We start from the raw sequence: 23,837 nt of genomic DNA on the forward strand, positions 1-23,837 counted from the left end.
CTCCATGAATACGATAGCATGATGACTTGGATTGTACATTTTTATTTTCCATTAAATGTACATTTTTATTTTACCATTTACACAGAGGTATCCTTAAATCGAAAAAAGGAAGTTTTAATGAAGTATAATGGGAGGAACTTTATGAATACCAAGTAAGTGAAATATGTATAATTTTTAAGACAGATGGCTGGTAAATAAGCAAAATATGTATTGGTAATGAAACAAAAGTAAGAAATAAAACAGCATATACCCTTTTCTCCCTGTGAGCATATTTTTACACGGTTCACAGGGAATTAAAAAAACTACGCTAATCTATTTTCTGTTTATAAAAATGCTACATTTTATTTATATATTAAAAAGGGAGTATAAATAATCTGATTGAAAAACTCCAGGAGGAAATAGGCCTGTTCTATATAGAGGGGAATCAATGCTGTTTAATTAAGTACAAATGTAAATACCGATCTTATGTTTCGAAAAAGCATGCTTAAAGAAGAGCGTTTATTAACAAATCAGATTCCTGCTTTTTTAATAGAAAAGGAGCGTCTGTCTAAGAGATGAACACCCTTCATCTGTGTTTTACCAATTCTATCTTTTGCGTTTAATAAGAAATTAGCGATATGTATGGTTTTGTGACCCTTATAGTTCACATCCCCAAATCCGTCTATCATTAAAACATATTTAGGATAGTAGTTACTGATTTCATGTAACTGATCATGCTCGCGTTTCTCTGTCTTATCAGATACAATTTCCTGTGTCACTTGAACATACAGCTTATCATTCTGTCTCACCGCAACAAAATAAATCTCTTCGACAGCTGTTTTTACTATATTTATTACATATCTCCTTTGGCAGAACTTACGATATATAATGTTTTCAAGAATTGAAGCTACAATGTCTGCGTTTTAGCCGAGAATACTGTATCATAGTGCCACGTCTGTGAAAAAAATTCTCTTCTTTGCAAATCAAAACGGGAGCAGCAATGTAGCAAATAGGACTCTTCAAGGTAGCTGTGAATCTTTGCGTTATCTATTTTTCTGTTCTCTGATTGTTCTCTGATTTTAAATAATTTGATATTGACTTTGCTGAAAAGATAATTCGCCAATTATTAACAATGTACTTTACGACTTGTTTCAGTTGGTCAAGCTTTCTTATTTGCTTACGCTTTGATGTATCAGTATATACCGGAATGTATTATCATTTACCGGCTTAACAGACACCGCTTTATAATAGTATCTTTTTATTCTTTTTCATCTTTCCATTCTATGGTCTTTACCAGACAGTTTTAACAATACTATGCTTATTACATATTTACTTAACTCTTTTAAAATAAATCCCACCTGTGTAAAAACTTTTCTTTAAATTAGGTATAAAAAACAAAAGAACACTATGATCTAGGCTTTATTGTTTATAAAGTTTGTGCATTTCGTGATATTTGTTTTATATTCCGACATATTATGAGGGCAACGATGAGGCAAAGTTATATTATGCATATTACCTATTAGAATTTTAATTTGAGTATTTTGACTCATTCTCCATATACTCCGAATTATTTGATATTTAATTGTATTGTGTATTAAATGCACGTCAATTTCTTTATTTTTTCCAAACCAATAATAACAATTATTTGGAGTAGGATACGCTGGCATCCGTTGCTTTTTAGTTGCGTTTGAATATAAATTCTGGAAAACAGGAAGCTAATAAGGAGGCACAGAATTGGGCTGTTAAAAGAGTTTTTAATTCCTGAACTCACTATCCTTTTCTTAACACCTCATCATTTGAACAATGCCTCCATGAATCTATGGAGGGCGTACCTGATATGTTCAATATACTGGTATTTTGTGTGGCTTAGAAGTACCTTTCCACATTCGGGTTGAAGTACAATACACAAAAGTGTTGCGGAGAGAATAATGACAATATGGTGGTATTTTGAATTAGGGAAGTACGGCTCAATAAGATAAAAAAGAATTGGGGTGAAAATATTGTGTCGTGTTTTTTGTCACTATGAGGAATACATTTATGGTTGGAAAACAAGGAGTTTTATTTTGGATGTCGCGGCCGCCAAGAAATGGCGGCTTACTTGATACGTGGAACATTACCAGAATGGCATGTAATATCCTGATTAGGTTTTTCCTCCAGTTTTTACGGCTCTAAAAAGATGCAGACGTACAGAACCGATGACAAGGTAGATAATTCAGGGTATCACAGCTACTGTTAGATATAAAGCTTGAGAGGAACATAGCAAAATGTCAAATAATTTCAAGAAAATTTTGATATCTGCTCATTACTATACTCAAGATATAGTGTTAACGGGAAAGATTCTCCGTAAATTAGCGAAGTGCATGCTGGATATATTAAAAATTACGGCGATTTACGTAGTTCCGAGTTACTTTGGAACTTTTGAAGATAAATACAAGACGCAGAAATATTACGAAGAAGAAATCTACGGTGTGAAAGTAGTTCGAATCCGAGTGCTGGAATTCAGTAAGACCAACAAGAAGAGTATAGTAAAGAACATTGTTTCCTATTTCTTTGGGGTAATGGGTATGACTTTTAAGGTCGGAAAATAGACTATATGGTTTCTATTTCACAGCCACCGATTTTGGGCGTTTTACTAGGTGTCTGGGGCAAATGGGTGAAACACGTCAAGTACATATACAACATACAGAACTTCAATCCGGAGCAAGTGTTGGCCGTTGGTTATACCAAGAGCACGCTGATCACCGACACCATGATGTGGTTCGACAAATTCAGCTGTAAACGGAGTGACCTAGTGAGTACAGTTGGCCGTGATCTGGTCGTGACTGTCGAGAAAAGATTCGAAGGAAAGCTACTTCCTAAGACCGTGATTTCAACAATTGGATTGATGAAAATGAGATTAACCCGTTGCCGGAAAACCATTCAAAAATGTGGAATTCAAAAAGAAATACGGTTTGGATGGTAAGTTCGTCATTATGTATTCAGGAAATATTAATCTGTACTATTTCCTGGAGAATCTGATCAAAGTAGTTAAAAAGTTTGGTAAAGGCACTAAGATAGTAGACAGCCGGAAGGTTGCCATTTAAATGACTGCCCTTCAAACGCAGTGGTGTAAAACTTGAAAATACAAGCCTGCTTCGTACAGACTAAAGGCGGTGTAGATAAGTTCAGTTGTGGTTGAGGGTGCAGCGATGAACAAAAGAAAAAGACTTGAATTTGACCGCAACGCTGGATGCCAGAGTAGCACACAGTGAAGCGGACTTTGTTGTTATTGCGGCACCGACCAATGTCTAGACATATCGAGCTACGCTGAAGTTAAGTCAGCACAAGAACTCTTAGCAGAAATGAGCATTACATAAGCGATAAGGGGTTTAGTGAACAGGAAAACACGTAGCCAAAATACATATATTGCGGTGTGGGAGCTTACTCAATAGAAGAACACTTAGCTGATTGTGATGAGTTTACCATTGTAGTAGATATGCCAGTGTGGTGAACACATGGGTTTGAGAATGAGAGATACCATCCAGATGGATGTGTAGATAGATAAAATTACCTTTCAAGGGAATGGGGTTCGAAGAGGATCCGAGGAGTAAGTATTATGGAAACATTTGATTATTTAGTAGTAGGATCTGGCCTGTATGGAGCAATTTTTGCACATGAAGCTAAGGCTCATGGAAAATCTGTTTTGGTAGTAGACAAACGCTCCAATATTGCGGGAAACATCTATACCGAAAATGTCGAGGGCATCAATGTTCATAAGTACGGTGCTCATATTTTTCATACCCATAACAAAAAGGTATGGAACTACATCACACAGTTTGCAGAATTTAACCGATTCACCAACAGCCCTGTGGCTAATTATAAAGGCAACTGTATTCTCATCCTTTTAACATGTATACCTTTAATAAGATGTGGAGTGTTGTGACCTCGGAGGAAGCTACCGCTAAAATCGAAGAGCAGTGCAAAGAGATTACTGGTGAGCCGCAGAATCTCGAAGAACAGGCTATTTCCCTTGTTGGTCGTGATATCTACGAGAAACTTATAAAGGGATATACGGAGAAACAGTGGGGACGCGACTGCAAAGAACTGCCGTCCTTTATTATCGAACGCCTTCTAGTTCGTCTGACTTTTGATAACAACTACTTTAATGTACTTTATCAGGGAATTCCTGTTGGTGGTTATACCAAGATGATTGCCAATCTGCTGGATGGCATTGAGGTTCGCCTTAATACTGATTATTAGGAAAATAAAGATGAGCTGGACGCATTGGCTAATAAGGTTGTATACACTGAACCGATTGACGCTTACTTTGGCTACAAGCTGGGTACGCTGGAATACCGTTCTGTCCGCTTTGAAACGGAAACATTGGATAAACCAAACTTCCAGGGTAATGCGGCGGTGAACTACACCGATCGCGAACCCCCGTGGACTCCAATTATTGAGCACAAATGGTTTGAGTTTGGTAAGGATGAGCGAGTATAAGTACTACGACATGGATCAAGTTGTTGCTGCCGTGTTAGATAAATGTGATAGTGAACTAGGAGAATAAAAATATGGCAAAGAAAAGAATACTAATGGTCTGTGAGGCCTTTGGAGGAGGCGTATTTACCTACGTTTCTCAGCTATGCAACGATATGGTGGATGAATTTGACGTTTATCTTGCATATTCCCTCAGACCGCAGACTCCTAAGAATTACAAAGATTTTCTGGATCAGAGAGTACATCTGATTGAAATGAAAAATGTTGGAGTCAAAGGTTTGACTAATTTAAAAAGTGATATTGCGGCAATCAAAGAACTACGTCGGATTGAAAAGGATGTTCAGCCAGATGTGATTCACCTGCATTCCTCTGTTGCAGGTGGTTTAGGTAGACTTGCATATAAAGGAAAGAATAATACCGTCGTATATACACCTCATGGATATGCACATATTCTCATGGGACCAGGAAAGAAAAGCAAGATTTATAAGTTTGTTGAAAAGGTTCTCGGAAATCGAGCACTTACACTTACTTGCTGTGAAAGTGAAGATGAGGAAGCAAAGAAATTTTCTAAGAGAACGGCTTATGTTGAAACTGGTGTGAATCTTGCGGATCTTTCAGCATCCCTCGACGGTATAAAACCTGTGAAAAACGCTAAGTTCACAGTATTTACACTTGGCCGTGCATGTGTCCAGAAACAGCCACAGCTTTTTAATAGAATTGCTGAATTAGTACCAGATGCAAGATTCGTTTGGATCGGTAACGGCGAACTTGAAAATGAATTAAAAGCACCGAACATTGAGGTAACTGGATGGAAACTTCGTAAGGAAGCTTTAGCAATGGCTAAAGGTGCAGATGCATTTGTTCTGTGCAGTCTCGGCGAGGCTATTGCTATGAGCCTTATTGAAAATATGTATATCAAGAAATTGATTCTTGTCAGCAATACGATGGGAAATAAGAGCGTTATTAATGACGGCGTAAATGGTTATGTGTGTGATAAAGCAGAAGAATATGCTGAGCGAATAAAAGCAGCTATGAAGAAATTTCCAAAGGAACTTCCTAAAAGAGCCTATCAGGATGTTCTTGAAGTTTATAACACAGATGCTATGAAGAAGAAATATGTAGAATTCTATAATAGGATTATTATAAAGGTCTAATTCTTAATGGGAGAGTAAGAATGAATCAATCCGAAACAAAACCAATAATAAGTATAGTATTGCCTATATATAATGTTGGAAAATATTTACCGAAATGTTTAGATAGCATTGCAATTCAGACATATTCGAATTTGGAAATTCTGTTAATTGATGATGGTAGTACCGATGAAAGTTCTAAAATATGTGATAGTTACGTAGCAAAAGATAGTCGTTTCAAGGTTATTCACAAGGTTAATGGAGGAGTATCCTCAGCACGTAATTGCGGAATTCGAACGATGACGGGGAAATACATGACATTTATCGACCCGGATGACATGGTGGCAGATGATTATGTAGAGGTACTTTATAATTCAATAAAAAACAATAATTCGCAAATATCAATTTGTGGTGTGAAGACAGTATTTTCAGAAAAATTCTGCACAGTAGATGCAAGCAATCGAAGGAATGAGGTATTTACAGCTGAACAGGCAATTGAAAAAATGCTGTATCAAGATGAAGTGGATGTTAATGCTTGGGGAAAAATGTATCTTTCGTCATTGTTTGAAGGAATTGAATATCCTGAAGGAAAAATTAATGAAGATACAGCTGTTACCTATAAAGTCTTTGCAAAGGCCGACATTATTTCGTTTGACACATATAAAAGTTATTTTTATCTACAGCATTCGGGAAGCATTATGCATCAAAGCTTCGCTGAAAGAAAAATGAGTTTAATAGATTTTTCGGCTGAATGTTTACAATATATGGAAAAGAATTTCCCTCAGATAGTAAATGCAGCAGTGTGTAAACATGTGACGGATAGCTTTGTTTTGCTATGTAAAATATATGAATGTTCACCATTAAATAAAGAATGCCTTGATAAATGCTGGAAAATCATAAGGCAATATCGGTGGTCAGTTATCAAAAATCCAAAAGCTAGAACAAAAACAAAAATTGCATGTTTGACAAGCTATTTTGGATCACGGTTTGTGGCCTCTATAAAAAATATGAATGCACACATAGATAAAAAAAAGGGTGTGCGTAAAATTTAATCCGCAGATAGTAAAGGAGGAGGTCTTTAATGAAAAAAGTCATAATATCTTCTGCCAATTTAAGAAATGGAAACGGTATCGCCAGTTGTATTATGAGCTACTATGACGGACTCCTAAACCGTGGATATCAAGTTGACTATGCGTTATTAAGCAATGTCCCTTCTCCATATATGCAATATGTCAAAAAACGCGGGGGAAAAAAATATATATATCCACATAATACAGGTAAGCCCAATAAAGAAAATGCACAGTTTATTCGAGACATATTGAAAAAAGAAAATTATGATATAGTGCATAACAATTTAACAGGATTAAATGGTGTTGTCTTTTTAAAGACTGCCCAAAAATGCGGAGTCAAAAAAAGAATACATCATAGCCATAACCCACGAGAAACATCATCTATTAAAGCAAGAATTCGTAGTTTCCTTTTTGATCCTATATGTGCAATGTTATCAACAAAGAGATTGGCGTGTTCTTCACTTGCAGGAGATGATGTGTTCGGAAAAAATAAGTATACTGTTTTGCCTAATGCAATTAATCCTGAACAATATAAATTTGATAATGAATATCGTCATTTATTTAGAGAAAAGTATGGACTGAATGATAAGTTAGTTATAGGAACAGTATGCAGACATGCAGAGCAAAAAAATCCATTCTTTATAGTTGACGTTTTCAAAGAAATTTTGAATAAAAATAAAAATGCAAGATTACTGTGGGTTGGATCAGGACCATTAACAGAAGCGGTACAAAAATATATTGATAACAATAATCTTCACGATTTTGTTGTGATGCTAGGAGCAAGAAAAGATGCCAATAAAATATATTCGGCAATGGATATATTCTTTTTGCCGTCATTATTTGAAGGGCTAGGTATGGTTTACATTGAGGCACAAGCATCTGGATTATATTGTATCGCATCAGATGTTATCCCAACCGATACTGCCGTCACTAATAATATTGAGTATATTTCATTAAAAAAGAAAGCTGGATTTTGGGCTGACAAACTCATTACACACCAAAATTGTAAAGGCTCAAGGGATGATAACTTGGATTATCTAAAGGAACATGGTTATGATTTGCGTTATTGTGGGGACCAGCTAGCGGTGATTTATGATTCTTTATGAAAACTAAGAATGTTTGAGGAAAATAAATGATTGTATATATTATATTACTTTTGCTCATTTTATTTGCAAATGTAGTATTCAAACCCAATGGAAGCAGAAAAGGGAAAAAATATTTTATAGTATTTATTTTTGGTGCAATTTACCTTGTAAATGCATTGAGAAGTCCATTGATAGGAATAGATTTAAATAAATACTATGCGCCACATTTTGCTCATTTTGCACAAATACCATGGAATAACTTGCAGTCAGTAACGATATCTGGAGACTGGGAATTGGGCTTTTGTGCGTTCTGCAAATTGCTGACATATATTTCAACAGATACTCAATTTTTTATAGCTGTATCAAGTGCAGTAATCGTTTTGCCATATGGGTATTTAATTTATAAAAATTGCGACGATGTGGTATTTGGTGCATTCTTTTATGTTGCATATAATTTGATGTTTTCAAATATGAATACGATACGTCAGGCCATGGCGGTTAGTATTGTAATTATGGGCTTGGGCACTTTAAGGGATAAAAAATATGTGAAATATATCATATTTGTTTTAGTGGCGGTTCTGTTTCATAAAAGTGCATTAATTGCATTTGTTCTGGTTTTTTTAGATAAAATACGGCTTACACCTAATAGACTTATATTTTTATTAGTGATATTAGCTGTGATTCCTGCATCGTATTCGGCCTTATTTAGTTATCTGCTACAAATTCCTTTTTTGTCCGATTCATATGATATATATAAGTTCGGAATGCATGCGGTGGGATATTTCAACTGGAATTCTCTGGTACAATTTATAATTCCTTTTGTGGTGCTAATACTTGTTTGTATTTACATAAAGCCTTGGAAAATGTATGAGGATAGGCTACAAAGACCAAAAAAAATTGCTATAAGTGGAGGCAAAATGTTTATATCTAAAATTCCAAACGAAGAGTATCCGTGGTCGAATTCGATTATAGGATTTGCCGTTTATATAGCAGCAATGTGTCGGTTTTTCGTTTTTTTTGTTTTTGTTGTCGGAAGATTAAGTCAGTTTTTTCTTCCATTCATAATGATTGCGTTTCCAAGAGCTTTGAATATGATGGATAATATTCAAACGAGGAGGCTGACTAAGTATGGGATGTATTGTGTACTATTAGCGTATTTCTTGTATATCGGATTTACTTCAGGTGGAACGTCTTATGGAACAGTTCCATACGTGTTTTTTAGTAATTGATATTTGAAAGTAAAATTAAGAAGAGGAAAAAATATGAATGAGAAAGATCTTGAAAAACTTCACGAACTGCTTGTAATGCAATCAGAAGAAGTGAAAAGAATATGTAATGATAATGGAATAAATTATTCATTAACGGGAGGAAGTATGATAGGTGCAGTGCGCCATAAAGGCTTTATTCCGTGGGATGACGATATGGATATTGCAATGCTAAGAGATGACTATAATAAGTTTTTAAAGGCATGTGAAACACAACTTGGTTCAGCGTTTGAGATTCAGACAATGGATAATGATCCTAATTATTTTTTTGGATTTGCAAAGATAATGCTTAAAGATACATATCTAGTTCAGTATTGTCACGAAAAAACAAAACAAAAAAAGGGAATTTATATTGATATTTTTCCACTTGACAATGTTCCTGCTAATATTAAAGATAGAAAAAAGCAAAAGCGAAAAATCTATCTTTTAATAAAAATGCTGGCGAGAAAAGGTAAAGCAGGGATCGAAGATAAAAGTAGCTTTTTGAAATTTATTGCTTTTCACCTGATTGATTTTGTGAATATCTTTTTTTCGATGAAATATTTGAAGTCAAAATTGTTTGAGAACATGACAAGATTTAATTGCAAAAAAACAGAGTTGGTTTGTAATATGAGCGGATATTATGGCTACGATAAGGAAACAACATATAGAAAGTATTTTGAAGAAACTATAGTAGTTCCATTTGAAAATACAGAGTTTTCTATTATTAAAGAATATAATGCATTTTTGAGAACTGTTTATGGAGATTATATGAAATTACCTCCAAAGGAAAAAAGACATACGCATGGTTTCCAGAGTCTCGATTTCGGACCATACAAAAATGCATAATGTTTTGCTGTTTGGAGGGTAAATATGCCACGAAAATTGAAACTAATGCTAAAATCGTATGGCCGGATAAAGGGATCTGCGTTTTTTGCACGGTATTGTTTTATTACTATGGTAAATGTTGGTGTCGCAAGGTTTTTACGGTCTATACTAGGGATAAGAAATGTGATTGTTCTGAAGGGGCAGACTGATTTTTCTGGAAACTGCAAAGCTTTGTATGATGAATTGATTCAAAATGGATTTTATGAGAAATACAAAATAGTGTGGCACATAAATAATGATTCCAATCGTTATAAGTTAAACGATGGATATTGCGAAGTAATTTCTGATAGAAATTGGCTAAAAAAAATCTACTATAATGCTACGGCGTCTATTGTTTTTTATGAGGTTAGCTGTTGTTTCCAAAGACGTGTTAAAGGGCAAAGAGTTGTGTACTTAGGGCATGGCTGTCCTTCCCTCAAGAATTGTAAGGGATTTATTACGTTAAATCCAAAGCTTGATACGAATGCCATGATAACGTCTGATAAAGTACGTGATGTTATGTCGGATATGCTTTGCTTCCAGAGAGGAAAATTTATCGTAAATGGTATGGCACGCAATGATGTGATTCCAAGATCGCAAATGAAATTCCAAGAGTTTGGATTTGACGAATCAATGAAAGTGGTTATATGGATGCCAACATTTCGTTCTTCTAATATTGTAGAGAATAATATTAGAAGAAATGACTCCACAGTGCAATATTTGTATGGACTTCCACTAATACATAGCGAAGCGGACTTAAGAACCATCAACGATGTGCTTCATGAGAAAAGAATAATCTTGCTGATAAAACCACATCCTCGAGCGGCCCAGTGCGGCATAGAAGAATTGAAGTTTAGTAATATTATTGTGTGGACAAATGATTATCTGGAAAAACACAATATTGACATGTATAGTCTATTCACGTCCAGCAGCGGATTAATTACAGATTACTCATCCGTAGCTTTTGATTATATGCTTGCAGATCGTCCAATGGCTTATATTATAGACGATATGAAATCATACAAATTAGGCTTTGCATATGAAAATATTACAGACTATATGCCTGGTGATCACATCAAAGATATAGTGGGATTACTCTCTTTCTTTTGTGAAATTTTTGAGGGGAAAGATCCTTATCTTGAAAAAAGACATCAAGTCTGTGCATGGGCAAATCAGTATAATGATGGAAATAATGCGAAACGTCTCATTGAAATTTTTCACTTATGAGACATTGACTTCGTGAGATACGGTTTTACTGTAAAGGCAACAGTGAAAAGTTGAATTTGTGCAGATGCGCGATTTATAGGAGGAGAAAATTAGATGAAGTATTCTGCTATTTTACTGGCGGCGGGCAAGGGAACAAGATATAAAGGAACAAAACAAGACGTTCTGTTTCATGCTAAGCCATTGTGGCGCTATGCCTACGAAGCAGGAATGAAAGTTGTTGGGGAAAACAATATTGTGGCTGTTGGTAAAGACATTCCGGGAGGAACGACTAGAACTGGGTCTGTTCTAAAGGGCTTGGAGGCTATTCCTTCGGATACAAATAGAGTTATTATTTTAGAAGCCGCCCGTCCAATGGTAACAGAAAGACAAATTCGGCAGCTACTGGATGATTGCCATCCGTCAGTTTCGTTTGTGCGGCCGTTGGTTAACACCGTTATATTTAGAGATGGTACCTATATTAATCGAGAAGAATTGTATGATCTTTTAACACCCCAGGCATTTGATTTTAGGTTGTTACTAGAAGCATATCGAAGTGGTAAGTTCAATGATATTACAGACGAAACTAGAGCGATGTACGAATATTACGGAATAAAACCGCACTTTATTGAGACAAAATCAAATCTTTTCAAAGTGACATATCCAGGTGATTTGGACGTTATTGAATCGATATATCAGAGAATAAATAAGGAGATGGGCAAATGAAAAAGGTACTTATTACTGGTGGAAGTGGTGACATAGCGCAGGCAATAAAGCGGCAGCTGGAAATCGAGGGCTATGAAGTATACGCTCCTTCAAAATTAGAGCTTGACGTGACAGATTGGGAGAGTATAGAAAAAGAAATTTCCGGTTTTATACCGGATGTGTTAATCAACAATGCTGGTTACGTTGTTCCAAAATCTATAAAAGAAGCCAATCTGCTTAACACAAAGAAACATATTGACATAAACTTATCAGGGACGTTTTACTGTACAGAGATTGCCTTAAAGTACAATCCTAATGTTGATATTGTGAATGTTACATCAGCTGCAGCTGTGGAAAAACATGCAACATGGAGTGAATATTGCGCAACGAAGGCCGCAGTGGTCATGGCTACAAAGTGTTGGGCGGATGATGGTTTGTATGCGGTAGCGGTATCTCCTGCACGTACAAGAACTAAAATGAGAAAGAGTTTGTACCCAGAAGAAGACCAAACAACATTACTGGAACCTGATGATTTTGCCAAAGTTATTTCAAAAGCTGTAAACAAAGAATACTGTGCTGGGGACCATATTTTGGTAAGAAAGCAAACTGTAAAAGATGTTTTAGGGGGAAAAATAGATGAATTGTTCTGAATATTTAGTTGATTTTCTCATAGAGCATGGCGTAACGGATATATTCGGTTATGCAGGTGGATATATAGTACCATTTATGGATGCTTTATATAAAAGAAAAGATGAAATTAAAATGCATGTGTGCTATAACGAACAAGGCTGTGCATTTGCCGCAGTGGGTTTTGCCCGTACAATGGGAAAAGTGGGGGTTTACTTTACAACATCTGGACCTGGTGCTGTAAATGGTCTTAGCGGTTTGGCTGATGCTTGGTTTGATAGTTTTCCAGTTATGGGGATTTGCGGAAATGTGCCTACTAAAGAAATGAAAGGATTTTCCGGAATTCGCCAGAATGGTTTTCAGGAAATGGATCTTGTTTCTATGACGAGAAATATTTCAAAATATTCGGTCACTGCAAATACAAGCGAAGGTTTTGCAGATATTGTGGGACGAGCATATAATATGGCAACATTGGGAAGAAAAGGAGGCGTTATCATTGATTTTCCACTTGACATACAGCAAGCCAGTATTGCTGATCGGTAATGGCGTAAGATCCGCTAATGCGGTAAACATGGTTTATGAATTTGCAGAAAAATGCAATATCCCGATTTTAACCACTTTAAATGGTGTGGATTTGGCGCAGGACGAGTTCCACATTGGCTTTATCGGAACACACGGAAACAGAGTTGCCAATATGATATTAAATGAATGCGATTTAGTAATATCTGTTGGTGCACGGCTTGGTATCAGGCAGGTTGGCAGAGATCCGAAAGGATTCGCACCAAAGGCTGATTTGGTCAGAGCAGATATTGATGAATATGAATTAAGCCGTGATATTAAAAGAGGAGAAAAGAAATATCACGCTGATGCTAGAGACTTCATGAGAATGTTACTCAGCGAAGAAGTTGGTGATTATTCCATTTGGAAGAATCAGTGTCTTGCGGCAAAAGAGTATTTGAAAAAATATGATGTTCAGCCTGGAAATTTAGCCATAGCAAAAATATCCTCTCTCTTACCAGTAAATCCGATTGTAGCTGTGGATGTTGGCATGAATCAGTGCTGGGCGGCACAGTCTTTGCATCTCAAAGGTAGAGAAGGCAGAATACATATTGGCGGTGGTTTTGGGGCAATGGGCTGCGGACTTCCGTATGCTATAGGTTCTTCCATAGCAACAGACAACGGAAAAGTTTTTTGTATTTGCGGTGATGGCGGATTTCAGATGAATATTCAGGAGTTGGAGACTATAAAAAGGGAGAATCTTCCTATCAAGATTTTTATTATGAATAATCGAGTGTTAGGCAAAATCAGTGAAACGCAACATTTTAGTCATGGAGATCGATTTGCAGCTACTGCAGCAAGTGGTGGATATACAGTCCCGGATTTTTGCAAGATTTCAGAAGCATACGGAGTTAAGGCAGCTTCACTTTCAATATATGAAGATCTAGATAAGTATGTTGATTGGATTGAGGATTCGGAACCGTGCCTTTTAGATATTTCACTACCTGAAGCAAGCTTTTTGACACCCAAAATTAAGTTTGAAACAGGACTGATTTCTCCAAAACTTGAAGATTCTGTCTTTAATCAAGCTAAAGCTATATTGGCTAAATAATCAAAAAGTATAAGAAAAATATAGAGTGGTCTACGATGATTAGATGTGGATAGAATCTTGGGTACAGTTTTCTCTTTTTCTTAAATTCATCGTAGACTAATATTTTGGAATTCGTGTTATTTGATTGAAGGAGGTTCGAGAAAAACGGTCGAGAAAAGAACGAAACTACTCAGTAAATACACACAAATGAGTGTTCAGGCAAAATCTGCAATCTGGTTTACAATGTGTAGTATCCTACAAAAAGGAATCGCTTTTATTACAGTACCAATTTTCACGCGATTGATGACAAAAGAACAATATGGTACTTATAGCCTTTATTTGTCCTGGTTACAAATTTTAACGATTATTACATCGCTATATCTTTATTATGGGGTATTTAACAATGCCATGGTAAAATTTGAAGATGATCGGAATAGATATATATCTTCTATGCAGGGATTGACCATGACAATCACTGCCGCTGTGTTTGGAATATATCTTGCTTTTCAAAAAATGTGGGTTCAGGTACTCGGGCTAGCACCAATATTAATTATATTAATGTTTATTGAAATGTTAGTAACCCCAGCGATTAGTTTTTGGGCTGGTCGGCAAAGATTTGAATATAAGTATCAACAGCTGGTTGCAGTCACGCTTGGAAAATCTATTGCAAATCCTGTTTTGGGTTTGATTGCGGTTTATTTTGCAAATGATAAGGTTTCAGCTCGTATTGCTTCCATTGTTATTGTAGAGGTTATTTTTTGCAGTATTGTTCTTGTCAAGCAGTTTGCAGATGGTCGATGCTTTTTTTTGAAAAAATATTGGAAATATGCACTTGGCTTGGCAATTCCCCTTCTACCCCACTATTTATCGAGCATGGTGTTGAACCAAGGCGATAGAATCATGATAGATAAATTGGCAGGAAGATCAGAAGTTGCTTTTTACAGTGTCGCATATAGTATAGGAATGCTTGTTCAAATCTTTACAAATGCGATTAGCAATTCTTTTACGCCATGGGTATATCAGAAAATTAAGAAGAATGATTATGCTGAAATTGCAAAAATTATAAATGCACTATTAGTGTTGGTAGGTGTTATTGTATTTTCTTTAATGCTATGTGGCCCGGAACTTGTATGGCTTTTTGGCTCAGCAGAATATGCTAGTGCTACATTTGTTATTCCGCCGGTTGCAGCAAGTGTGTTTTTCATCTTTCTTTATAACATTCTTGCACTCCCCCAGTTTTATTTTGAAAAAACCCAGTTCTTGCTTTTGTCTTCTATAACAGCAGCACTGGTCAATCTAGTATTGAACTATATTTTTATCCAGATGTTCGGGTATGTCGCAGCCGGGTATACAACTTTGGTCTGTTATGTTCTGTACAGTATAGGACATTGGATTGTGAGCAAATGCGTCATGAATATATTTATTCCAGGGAAAATTCTATTTGATTCCAAGATGATTTTAGCTCTATCGATTCTTGTAATTACAGCAGGTGTTTTGTGTAATTTCTTGTTTGATTATTGGTATATTCGATATGGAATTCTTTTTGGGGGAGCAGTTGTAGCTATTATTAAGAAAGATAGTGTGATTGAACTATTACGAAGTATGAAGGAAAAGTAAAAGAAGACTACTTGACAGCAAAAATAAGGGGAAGATAACTTTGAGAGCAGAGCAGTTTGGATTGAATTATAAAGGGTATTAGCTTGCTTTTGTGTGATAGTGCTTCATGTTTCAACAAAAGGTTGGAAATATGCTGGGGTTAATGCGAGTGTATGGCCGATTTATCTGTTTTGGCATGCTATTTCAAGAATTGGTGTGTGTTGTTTTGTTATGATAAGTGGTGCATTATTTCTTGGAAAGCCAAGAGGTAAAAATATTGAGATAGTTTATAAAAAATATATTTATAGGATTTTTGCTCTTATTGTGTTTTGGTCATGCACATATTTTGTATTTAGAATTCTAAATGGCAACTTAGAGACTACAGGCATAAAAAGTATTGCTGGAGCATTGCTATTTGGCAATTATCATCTTTGGTATTTATGGATGATTGCTGGATTATATGCTATTACGCCAATTTTTAGTATAATTATTGAAGATAATAAGCTCTGCAAGTATTTGCTGGTTCTGTGTGTGGTTGGATGCTGGGCTCCCGGAATGTTAGAGGTTGTTCCGATATTGAATGATTTGGCACAAGAAGTGTTGCAAGATAAATTATATTTGTTTTTGCCTATGGGTTACACGGGATATTACATTTTAGGATACTATTTATATAATAATAAAATTTCTAGTAAGCGTCTTCTCATGTTGGCCGTAATATTAGGTATGATTTATGGTGTCATCGGAGGCATTCTGTATGGCAGACATATTGGTGAACCAAGCCAAGCGACATATAATAATTTGACACTAAATATTGTTTTTTACTCTGCGATGATTTTTGTACTGTTCAAAGATAAGGGTGGAGATATCTGTTTTACAGAAAAGTCAAAGAACTTTATTTGCAATCTGGGGAGCACAACGCTTGGAATCTATCTGGTGCATGTGATGTTTATACAGACATTTTCGGATCGATTTATGATTGCAACAAACTATTGCTATACATTGGCATCTGTTCTTATTGCAATACTGAATTTTTGTATGTGGCTATATTGTTACGCGCATTGTAAAGAAGATTCCATTTGTGGGAAAATGGGTTTTTTAAAAATAAAAGGATAGAGAGAAAAAAGAAAAATGAACACAACATTACTTATCATGGCGGCCGGAATCGGTAGCCGATTTTGAACTTGAATCAAAAAGTTGGAGCCAGTGGATGCTTCTAATCATATCATTATGGACTACTCGATCCATGATGCAATCGAAGCTGGCTTCAACCATGTAGTATTTATTATCCTTAAGGATATCGGGCAGGAGTTCAAAGAGGTCATCGGTGATCGCATTGTAGCTATTTGCTCCGCTCATAACGTAACTGTGGACTACGCTTTCCAGGATATCAACGATATCTGTGAGGGCGTAAAAATTTCTGTGTCTATGGAAAATGATTTTTCTTGATAAGAATTGCCCGTATTTTTTATTTTTAAGAGATCAATTCATATTTCTAAAATCCAGCCTATAGGTTAGGCTGACCGGTATCGTTTTACTTTCCCCACAATCCATAATATACCAAGCCCGACTATAGCACCAAGAACATTGGTGATTACGTCATCAGTCTGCCCATACCCCATCTTTGTAATCACCTGTGTCGTCTCAATTGTCAGGCTTGTAATAAAGGCCATCAATAAGCAAAAACATATATTTCTCAACATACAATTGAAATCGAAGCAATAGGATTGCTGATACGCATGAGTAATGATGTCCTGTCTGCTCTTTTGAAATCTTAACAAATACATTAAATGTCGATACGATCTATATCGTCTGTGGCAGAACAGATTATATGCGGTCATTCAAGATCAGTTTACTATGGGGATCGACCATGCACTCTTTCTATTCTATGGACGTAAATGTGACCGGATCAAATCCATCTTAAAAGAACCTGATGTGCTTCTCATGATATACAAAAGACTGACTGCCGAGGGGGCATATCGATGGCCAAGGTACAAATCTAAAGTCCGAAATCTTACATGGAGAGAGTTCGACTATCTGATGTCAGGCATCGATATTGAACAGCCGAAAGCGTGCATCAGCAACACCTTTACAATTTTTACTGTTCAGTGAGTTAGTGCACAATTCAAGGAATTATCTTTTAAAGCATATCCCATGTCAGTATAGTGTCTTCCTCTAAGTCCCTAACAACTTTTCTTCCTAAAACAAGCTCCACATATTCTGGAGAAATGCCTGTTCCGGGACGTTTAGGCATAAGATCCTCTTTTCGAATGACTTCTCCTGATTTCATATCTCTATTAAGGACAAGAGATCTTCTTGCTTCCCTTCTAGGAATAAACTCACAATCAAGAACTGTCTTTTCGCCAGAACCAAGTACACGATCAATCCATTGGAAGTTCGCAATTGCTTTTTTAAAATCATCCGGATCGCCAGCATGATAATGATCGTTACCAGAAAGGGTCTTATCAAGCGTAAAATGTTTCTCTATTATTTCAGCGCCAAGAAGATATGCGGTAGCAAGAGTTATCATTGTATCATCTGGAGCAACATGGTCAGAAAAACCTATACCCACATCAGGAAAAATCTTCTTAAGTGTCTCGATAATACGAAGGTTAGCATTTTCAGGAGCGGTAGGATAAGAAAGGACACAGTGAAGAATAACAATGTCGTTATTGCCAACTTCTTTTATTGTTCTAATTGCTTTATCAACCTCTGAAAGATACGCTGCGCCTACAGATACAATCATCTTCTTCCCCTTCTTAGCAATATGTCTCATGAAAGGCAGATTTGAAAGATCAGAGGATGAGATTTTATAGAAATCCACCATATCTTCAAGGTAATCAGCAGATGCATAATCAAAGGGTGTAGATGTAAAATCCATTCCTTTTTCATGAGTGTAATCACAAAGTTTTCTGTAATCTTCTTCATTAAATCCATCGTGTTTCATGAACAAAGCATGCTGAGTCTTGGTAGGCTCCTTAGTCAAATCCCAATAGGCAGGTGAGTTTTTAGAAACAATAGTATCAGCTTTGTAAGACTGGAACTTTGCGCAATCACAGCCAGCTTCAGCCGCACCGTCAATATAAAGTTTTGCCGCCTCCAATGGAGTAATGTTTAGAGCTTTTGCTGTATCGTAAAAATTAACACCCATCTCAGCAATAATATAAGGTTTTGTACTTCGCATTTTTCTCTCCTTTTATAAACTTTTAATCAGACTCATAATTCTCTTTCTTCCCCCACGCAAGTCGTGGCTTAAAAGCATTTCATGGTAGCGCATTCTACCTGATTGTGACATCTTAAGGTACATATCAAGTGTTCCCTTAATAACCTCATCAGCCGGGTTCAAACCGATGTAACTGAAACCATTTTCATTGCAAACAAAACCATGTTTTTCCTCACGATGGTTCTGTGCCATTGATATTGATGGAATACCGAGAATAGCAAGCTCGTAACCAGTTCTTCCTCTTGAGGTAACACCAATATCACAAGAACTCATAAGTTCGGGCATATTCGAAACATCATACAATACTTCAAGATTGTCATATTTATTATACTCTAGAAGCTTATTTACATTATATTTTGCTCTTCCAAGAACAACTACGAACTTATATTGTTTGTACTCATCTTGGCTGACAATAGACAGCAACCTATCAGAATAATTCTGAGGATCTGCTCCACCGAAAGAAATAAACACTCTTTCAACCTTTTCGTTAATCTCAATAGGCTTGTAGAACATGAAGGTTTTTCCAGAGATATAGTATTTCTCTCCTGCTTTGACCTGAGGTAGATCACCTTCATGATAAAGCGCATTGAAAACCAGGTCTGCTTTCAATATCCCTTCACCATCATCTTCAAAGTTAATTAACTTAGCGTTTGGAAGCACAGTTCTCAGTCCAATCATATAATCAATAGAAGTAGTAAGAATATCATTGATGAAAATTGTGTAATTCTCTTTTTTACAAACTTCGAACAAATCTGCAATACCATTAACAGGAATTAATTTATGAGTCGTTGTTCCGAATACTTTAGGATCAGTCTGATTCATATCATAATAAATATCCGGTTTTGAATAGAACTCATCAGCTATTTCAAGAGCTCTGTAAATATGACCAATTCCACGCTTGTTGTTCCCGTTTACATAGATTGCTACCTTTTCCCTATCAAGCACAGCTGCAACATTTCGTAAATCTTTAAAATTATCTACATCCTGAGACTCATCTTCCGGAATTTCAAAGACATCAACCTTCTCTCCAATTCTAGTCCTAGATGTTACGACTGTTGCCTTTGAAATAACAAATGCACCAGTTTCCATATAACAAGGTGGTAAGTATTGACGATTCAATCTTCTTGTGTAATTTGGTATTTTCTTACCGTCCCTTTCCCCCCAAGAGAGATGAGGTGTGTTAATGGCTGAGATAACTGTATCCAAGTCACTATCGATGGTATACTTAATGGCAGCGTCCAGTGTTTCAACTCTTAAGGTTGGAGAGGTTGGCTGCATTGTAATAATGTAATCCCATGTTCCTTCTGGAACAGCATCATGGATTACTGCATCTAGAGTAACCGCATCTTCACAAAGTTCCGCCTCTCGCCTTTTTACCAATGCTCCCATCTGCTCTCCAATAATTCTTACATGATCAGAATCAGTTGATATAATTACATCAGTTATGTAATTTGATGAAAGAGCATTTTTTATTGAATAATAAATAAGTGGATGACCACCAACAATTCTTATGTTTTTATTAGGAATTTCCTTAGATCCTGCACGTGCAGGGATTACGGCTAAAATTTTCATCGTCGCACCTCTTTATATTAATTTCCAAAAGTCAACCCTTTCAAATATCTCTAAAGCACCACCCAAAGTGGCATTGTATATTTTAATATCGTGTGATTCACAATAGTTTTTAGCTGTACGGTATGCCTGTTCCATATAAGCAATATTTGCAACTACTTCGTTTGGCTTTTCATCTTCAAAAGCATGGCTTTTTACATTATTCTTCTGAATAATAACGCCTTTATCATTAGTCACATTTGCATACGTATGATCCATACCTATTAAATATATTTCAGAGTATCCCATATAACAAGCCAACTGAATCATTGTAAAAGTTACAGTTGAAGCTGCTTGGACAAACGTCGAACAATCTTCACTAAAAGGAAGATTACGCGTCTGTTTTAAAGCTCTTTTTATATGGTAGCAAATAGCATTGGGGTTACTCATTCCATGTTCTTTCCAATAAAAATCAGAAATAAATAGATTCTCTACATCTAGTTTTTCATAAATGCCTTTTGTGCTATCATATTTATCCTGAATCACATAATATTTGGGTCTCCAAACAGTCTTTTCAAACATTTTATAAATACGATTAGCACCAAAACAGTCTTCACACTTTATTGCCTCTAGCTGATTTAAAGTCAAACTCGGTCCACTTCCAACAATGAAACATCTTTTTCCTGTTTTTGTTCCTTTTATGGATCTGATTTTCTTGTCAAATTGCCGTGTAGAATTCAACTTACTATAAAATAGCTCATTTCCTACATTGACAATATAATTGCTGACTTCTCTTGCAAACGGAATCTTCAGAATATTCTTTCTTGTTTTCACTTTTAGAATCATTTCGAGCTTCCTCCATATTTTTTTAAAAATAAATACAACACTTCATTTTTTGAGATCATATTAACAAAAACAAAACTTAGAAAGCCTATAGCAATTTCAATAGCAAGACTCATAAAATGAGAAAATGCCCATATTTTTGTTGTTTGGACACAAATCACCATGCATGTTATTGAAATCGCCAAACTCGCTAAGTATTTTGGATCTACTTTAATCTTTGTCTTTTTTCTCAAGAAGAAGAAAAGGAATAAACAGATGTATAATTCACTCAGAACAGACGCAATGGCAGCGCCTTCTCCTCCCCAATATGGAATAAAAAAATAGTTCAAGATTATGTTAAGAATCATGCCACTAAAATATCCATACGTTGTAATTTTTTCTTGGTTGGTACACAATAATATCTGCAAAAAAAGATTTGAAAAACTTCGAAACACAATAAGAAAACACAGTACTCTTATAATTCCAATAGATGGTGCGAAATCATATCCAAAAAGAACAATAATTAAATGTTGCGAAGTTAAAATAATTCCTGTAACACATGCTAGAGTAATCCACATTAGCACATGCACAGCTTTTTTAGTAATCCTTTCAAACCCCAAGCTATCTCCGTCATACAAAACCCTCGATAGTCTTGGAAGCAAGGCGGTTCCCATAGCCGTACATACATTTACAAGAATCTTTATAAGTTTCATTGCATTAGAGTAGTATGCAGCAGCTGAGTTTCCAGACATGAAACCTAGCATTACTGTATCTACCGTCACATATATTTCATTTGAAATATATGTGATTGCTAAAATCAATACTAATTTGATATGCTTTTTGGGGGTTATTCCTCTCAAAGTGAAGTAAACATATTTTCGTAAATTTATAACATTAAACAGATAATTGCCCGCATATGCTATTACAAATACTATTGCATAGACTACAATATCCCCCTCATTTTTAACAAAACCAAATATAGCAAAAATTGACAAGAACTTTACAATACAACTTCTAATAGTTATATATCTGAATTCTTCTTTCCCCTGATAAAACCAGTCAACATTAATAAAATTCAGAACTAAAATGATTCCCTCAACATAATATAAGGTTTTATTAATTTCGAGATCATTTGATAAAAGAGGAATGATTGAATAAAATAATGCGGCAAAAATAGCCGTCGATAATAGATTAGTAATAAATAGTTCAGAGAATAATTTGCTTAATTCATCCCTATTATCAACCTTACTAACTTCTCTTGTGCCATAATTAGGAATACCCAAGCATGCACAGGCAGTTAGAAAAATCACTACTGTTTGAGCTATAGATATCTGACCTACGCCATCGGGCTTCAAGACTCTTGACACATATGTTGCTGTTACTAAAGGATAGATTACATTTATAACTCTATATAAGATAAAATATAAGGAGTTCTTATATAACGAATTTTTCTGCATTTCAATCCTTCCTTATTATCCTGCTCTGCGGATTGCCTCCAAATGATTCACATAACCAATCAGAACAAATATTCCCCAAAAAAATATTTTATACTGTGCTGAATTAACCATTTCTCCAACTAAAAATACAAACAACGTTATCAGGATGATATTTCCTAATGTCTTTGATTCTGCTTTTTTATAACTAATTATAAATAAAATTGTCAACAATACAAAAAAGAAAAACATTATTATTCCACCTTTATATAGGAAGTCAAGTAACATACAATGCGGATGAGGATAATAATGATCATTGATTCCTAAAACTGTTCTACCTGTTGCTCCAATTCCTATAATCGGGTTTTCTTTAATACTACTTATTGCGTAATCCCATAAATATGTTCTGCCTGTCATTGTCAAGTCTTTTCCTAATACTCCAATAATAAAGTCAGCAAAATAAGTTTGAATTCTTAATATTGTAATCAAGAAAGTCCCTACATAAAAAACAAGGAACATTATTGTTGGTTTTATAAAGTGATTCATCAAATTCTTGTCTACTGCAAGCATTAATAACAGAAGTAATACTGCTTGAATTATTCCTGAACCACTACTTACATAGATCTCAGATATTAGCATTAACTCAAAAGCAAAAATCGTTCTTCTAGTAAAAAGTTTTTTATCTTTGATATATGATTGAATCGCAGCATAACAACACAATGGTAAAAAATTATAAATCATACCATTATCAAATCCCATTAAATAAGTATCACCAACTACATAATCTGTTTGATACATTCCATTAGGGTAATAAAGGATAATAGTAATTAAATTCAATGTATATAATAATGCAAGCAGATTAAATGAAGCCTCTAAGTATTCAATTGGTCTCCTCTGCATTGAATGATCTGTAAACATACACATTGCAATAGCTGGTCCTGCCGTTTTAAGCAATGTAAAGTAATCGTGTGAAACCAAAACAGTAGACAAGGTCATAGCCAAATAAATGGCTATAATACATTTAGTTATGTGGCTCATCCTGTACCTTCGAACTAGTAATTCTTCTGCAAAATATAAAAGTACAAAGGCATCACAAACAATCAGCAATGTGTCTAACCATCCAAGGCCAAGATAAGCTAACGAATCTGGTTTTAATAATGCAAAAAATACAACACTAAAAACTATATTTCTCGTAATTCTTTTTGGATGAATCTTTAATCTTAGTTTCATTTTAGAATCTCCGC

The 23,837-nt window shown here is 35.4% G+C and carries 21 protein-coding genes and 3 pseudogenes; 17 read left to right on the plus strand and 7 right to left on the minus strand.

From position 1 onward, the window contains the following. Positions 1-509: 509 nt before the first annotated feature. A complete protein-coding gene (locus ARB69_RS11025) occupies positions 510-788 on the minus strand; it encodes a hypothetical protein (RefSeq protein ID WP_055153101.1) in 279 nt (92 codons plus the stop codon). Positions 789-2,339: 1,551 nt separating this feature from the next. Between ARB69_RS11025 and ARB69_RS27375 the strand changes: the two genes are divergently transcribed. From ARB69_RS27375 to ARB69_RS25980, 16 genes and pseudogenes are all read left to right on the plus strand, one after another. After that, the gene (locus ARB69_RS27375; RefSeq protein ID WP_174518406.1) at positions 2,340-2,567 is read left to right on the plus strand and encodes a hypothetical protein; all 228 of its coding nucleotides are present in this window, start codon (positions 2,340-2,342) and stop codon (positions 2,565-2,567) included. Positions 2,568-2,906: 339 nt separating this feature from the next. Beyond that, a complete protein-coding gene (locus ARB69_RS27380; RefSeq protein WP_174518407.1) occupies positions 2,907-3,062 on the plus strand; it encodes a hypothetical protein in 156 nt (51 codons plus the stop codon). A 512-nt stretch (positions 3,063-3,574) separates the two neighbouring features. After that, positions 3,575-4,525, plus strand: a pseudogene (locus tag ARB69_RS28250) (UDP-galactopyranose/dTDP-fucopyranose mutase family protein). 4 nt (positions 4,526-4,529) lie between these two features. Beyond that, positions 4,530-5,609, plus strand: a complete 1,080-nt coding sequence (locus ARB69_RS11040) for a glycosyltransferase (RefSeq protein ID WP_055153103.1) — start codon at positions 4,530-4,532, stop codon at positions 5,607-5,609. A 20-nt stretch (positions 5,610-5,629) separates the two neighbouring features. Further along, complete coding sequence (locus ARB69_RS11045) at positions 5,630-6,637, plus strand: glycosyltransferase family 2 protein (RefSeq protein ID WP_070102405.1); 1,008 nt, start codon at positions 5,630-5,632, stop codon at positions 6,635-6,637. 29 nt (positions 6,638-6,666) lie between these two features. Beyond that, the gene (locus tag ARB69_RS11050) at positions 6,667-7,761 is read left to right on the plus strand and encodes a glycosyltransferase (protein ID WP_055153107.1); all 1,095 of its coding nucleotides are present in this window, start codon (positions 6,667-6,669) and stop codon (positions 7,759-7,761) included. 26 nt (positions 7,762-7,787) lie between these two features. Then, positions 7,788-8,969, plus strand: coding sequence for an EpsG family protein (locus ARB69_RS11055; RefSeq protein ID WP_055153109.1), 1,182 nt, complete (start codon positions 7,788-7,790; stop codon positions 8,967-8,969). Positions 8,970-9,002: 33 nt separating this feature from the next. Continuing rightward, positions 9,003-9,833: a LicD family protein gene (locus ARB69_RS11060; protein WP_055153111.1), complete on the plus strand. Its 831-nt coding sequence runs from the start codon at positions 9,003-9,005 to the stop codon at positions 9,831-9,833. Positions 9,834-9,857: 24 nt separating this feature from the next. Continuing rightward, positions 9,858-11,078: a CDP-glycerol glycerophosphotransferase family protein gene (locus tag ARB69_RS11065; RefSeq protein WP_055153113.1), complete on the plus strand. Its 1,221-nt coding sequence runs from the start codon at positions 9,858-9,860 to the stop codon at positions 11,076-11,078. 93 nt (positions 11,079-11,171) lie between these two features. Further along, positions 11,172-11,780, plus strand: coding sequence for an IspD/TarI family cytidylyltransferase (locus ARB69_RS11070; RefSeq protein ID WP_055153115.1), 609 nt, complete (start codon positions 11,172-11,174; stop codon positions 11,778-11,780). Then, positions 11,777-12,409, plus strand: coding sequence for an SDR family NAD(P)-dependent oxidoreductase (locus ARB69_RS11075; protein ID WP_055153117.1), 633 nt, complete (start codon positions 11,777-11,779; stop codon positions 12,407-12,409). Before ARB69_RS11070 ends, ARB69_RS11075 begins: the two co-directional genes overlap by 4 nt. After that, positions 12,396-12,929, plus strand: a complete 534-nt coding sequence (locus tag ARB69_RS11080; protein WP_055153119.1) for a thiamine pyrophosphate-binding protein — start codon at positions 12,396-12,398, stop codon at positions 12,927-12,929. Before ARB69_RS11075 ends, ARB69_RS11080 begins: the two co-directional genes overlap by 14 nt. Positions 12,930-12,957: 28 nt before the next feature. Beyond that, positions 12,958-13,995: a thiamine pyrophosphate-binding protein gene (locus ARB69_RS11085; protein WP_242857581.1), complete on the plus strand. Its 1,038-nt coding sequence runs from the start codon at positions 12,958-12,960 to the stop codon at positions 13,993-13,995. Positions 13,996-14,115: 120 nt separating this feature from the next. Next, positions 14,116-15,591, plus strand: coding sequence for a lipopolysaccharide biosynthesis protein (locus tag ARB69_RS11090; RefSeq protein WP_083487074.1), 1,476 nt, complete (start codon positions 14,116-14,118; stop codon positions 15,589-15,591). An 84-nt stretch (positions 15,592-15,675) separates the two neighbouring features. Further along, positions 15,676-16,683: pseudogene (locus ARB69_RS11095) on the plus strand (acyltransferase); the annotation flags it as partial. A 72-nt stretch (positions 16,684-16,755) separates the two neighbouring features. Further along, positions 16,756-16,968 (plus strand): annotated as a pseudogene (locus ARB69_RS25980) (nucleotidyltransferase); the annotation flags it as partial. 113 nt (positions 16,969-17,081) lie between these two features. On the opposite strand, the gene ARB69_RS26685 reads toward ARB69_RS25980, so the two are convergent. Next, complete coding sequence (locus ARB69_RS26685) at positions 17,082-17,270, minus strand: VanZ family protein (RefSeq protein WP_157355626.1); 189 nt, start codon at positions 17,268-17,270, stop codon at positions 17,082-17,084. A gap of 109 nt (positions 17,271-17,379) precedes the next feature. On the opposite strand from ARB69_RS26685, the gene tnpB reads away from it, so the two are divergent. Continuing rightward, positions 17,380-17,679, plus strand: a complete 300-nt coding sequence (gene tnpB, locus ARB69_RS11105) for an IS66 family insertion sequence element accessory protein TnpB (RefSeq protein WP_207733217.1) — start codon at positions 17,380-17,382, stop codon at positions 17,677-17,679. A 28-nt stretch (positions 17,680-17,707) separates the two neighbouring features. Here the strand turns inward: tnpB and ARB69_RS11110 are convergent, their stop codons facing one another. From ARB69_RS11110 to ARB69_RS11130, 5 genes are read right to left on the minus strand one after another with little or no spacing between them, the layout of a single operon-like run. Beyond that, entirely contained in the window at positions 17,708-18,751 is a 1,044-nt protein-coding gene (locus ARB69_RS11110) for an N-acetylneuraminate synthase family protein (protein WP_055153128.1), read from the minus strand. A 12-nt stretch (positions 18,752-18,763) separates the two neighbouring features. Beyond that, the gene (locus ARB69_RS11115) at positions 18,764-20,362 is read right to left on the minus strand and encodes a cytidylyltransferase domain-containing protein (RefSeq protein ID WP_055153130.1); all 1,599 of its coding nucleotides are present in this window, start codon (positions 20,360-20,362) and stop codon (positions 18,764-18,766) included. Positions 20,363-20,374: 12 nt separating this feature from the next. After that, entirely contained in the window at positions 20,375-21,184 is an 810-nt protein-coding gene (locus ARB69_RS11120) for a 6-hydroxymethylpterin diphosphokinase MptE-like protein (protein WP_055153132.1), read from the minus strand. Next, positions 21,181-22,617 carry a flippase gene (locus ARB69_RS11125; protein WP_055153134.1) on the minus strand — a complete coding sequence of 479 codons (1,437 nt, stop codon included), beginning with the start codon at positions 22,615-22,617 and terminating at the stop codon, positions 21,181-21,183. Before ARB69_RS11125 ends, ARB69_RS11120 begins: the two co-directional genes overlap by 4 nt. A 15-nt stretch (positions 22,618-22,632) precedes the next feature. Continuing rightward, complete coding sequence (locus tag ARB69_RS11130; protein WP_055153136.1) at positions 22,633-23,823, minus strand: O-antigen ligase family protein; 1,191 nt, start codon at positions 23,821-23,823, stop codon at positions 22,633-22,635. Between the last annotated feature and the right edge of the window lie 14 nt (positions 23,824-23,837).

This window comes from Faecalicatena contorta (genome assembly GCF_001404335.1).
GTDB lineage: Bacteria > Bacillota > Clostridia > Lachnospirales > Lachnospiraceae > Faecalicatena > Faecalicatena contortus_B.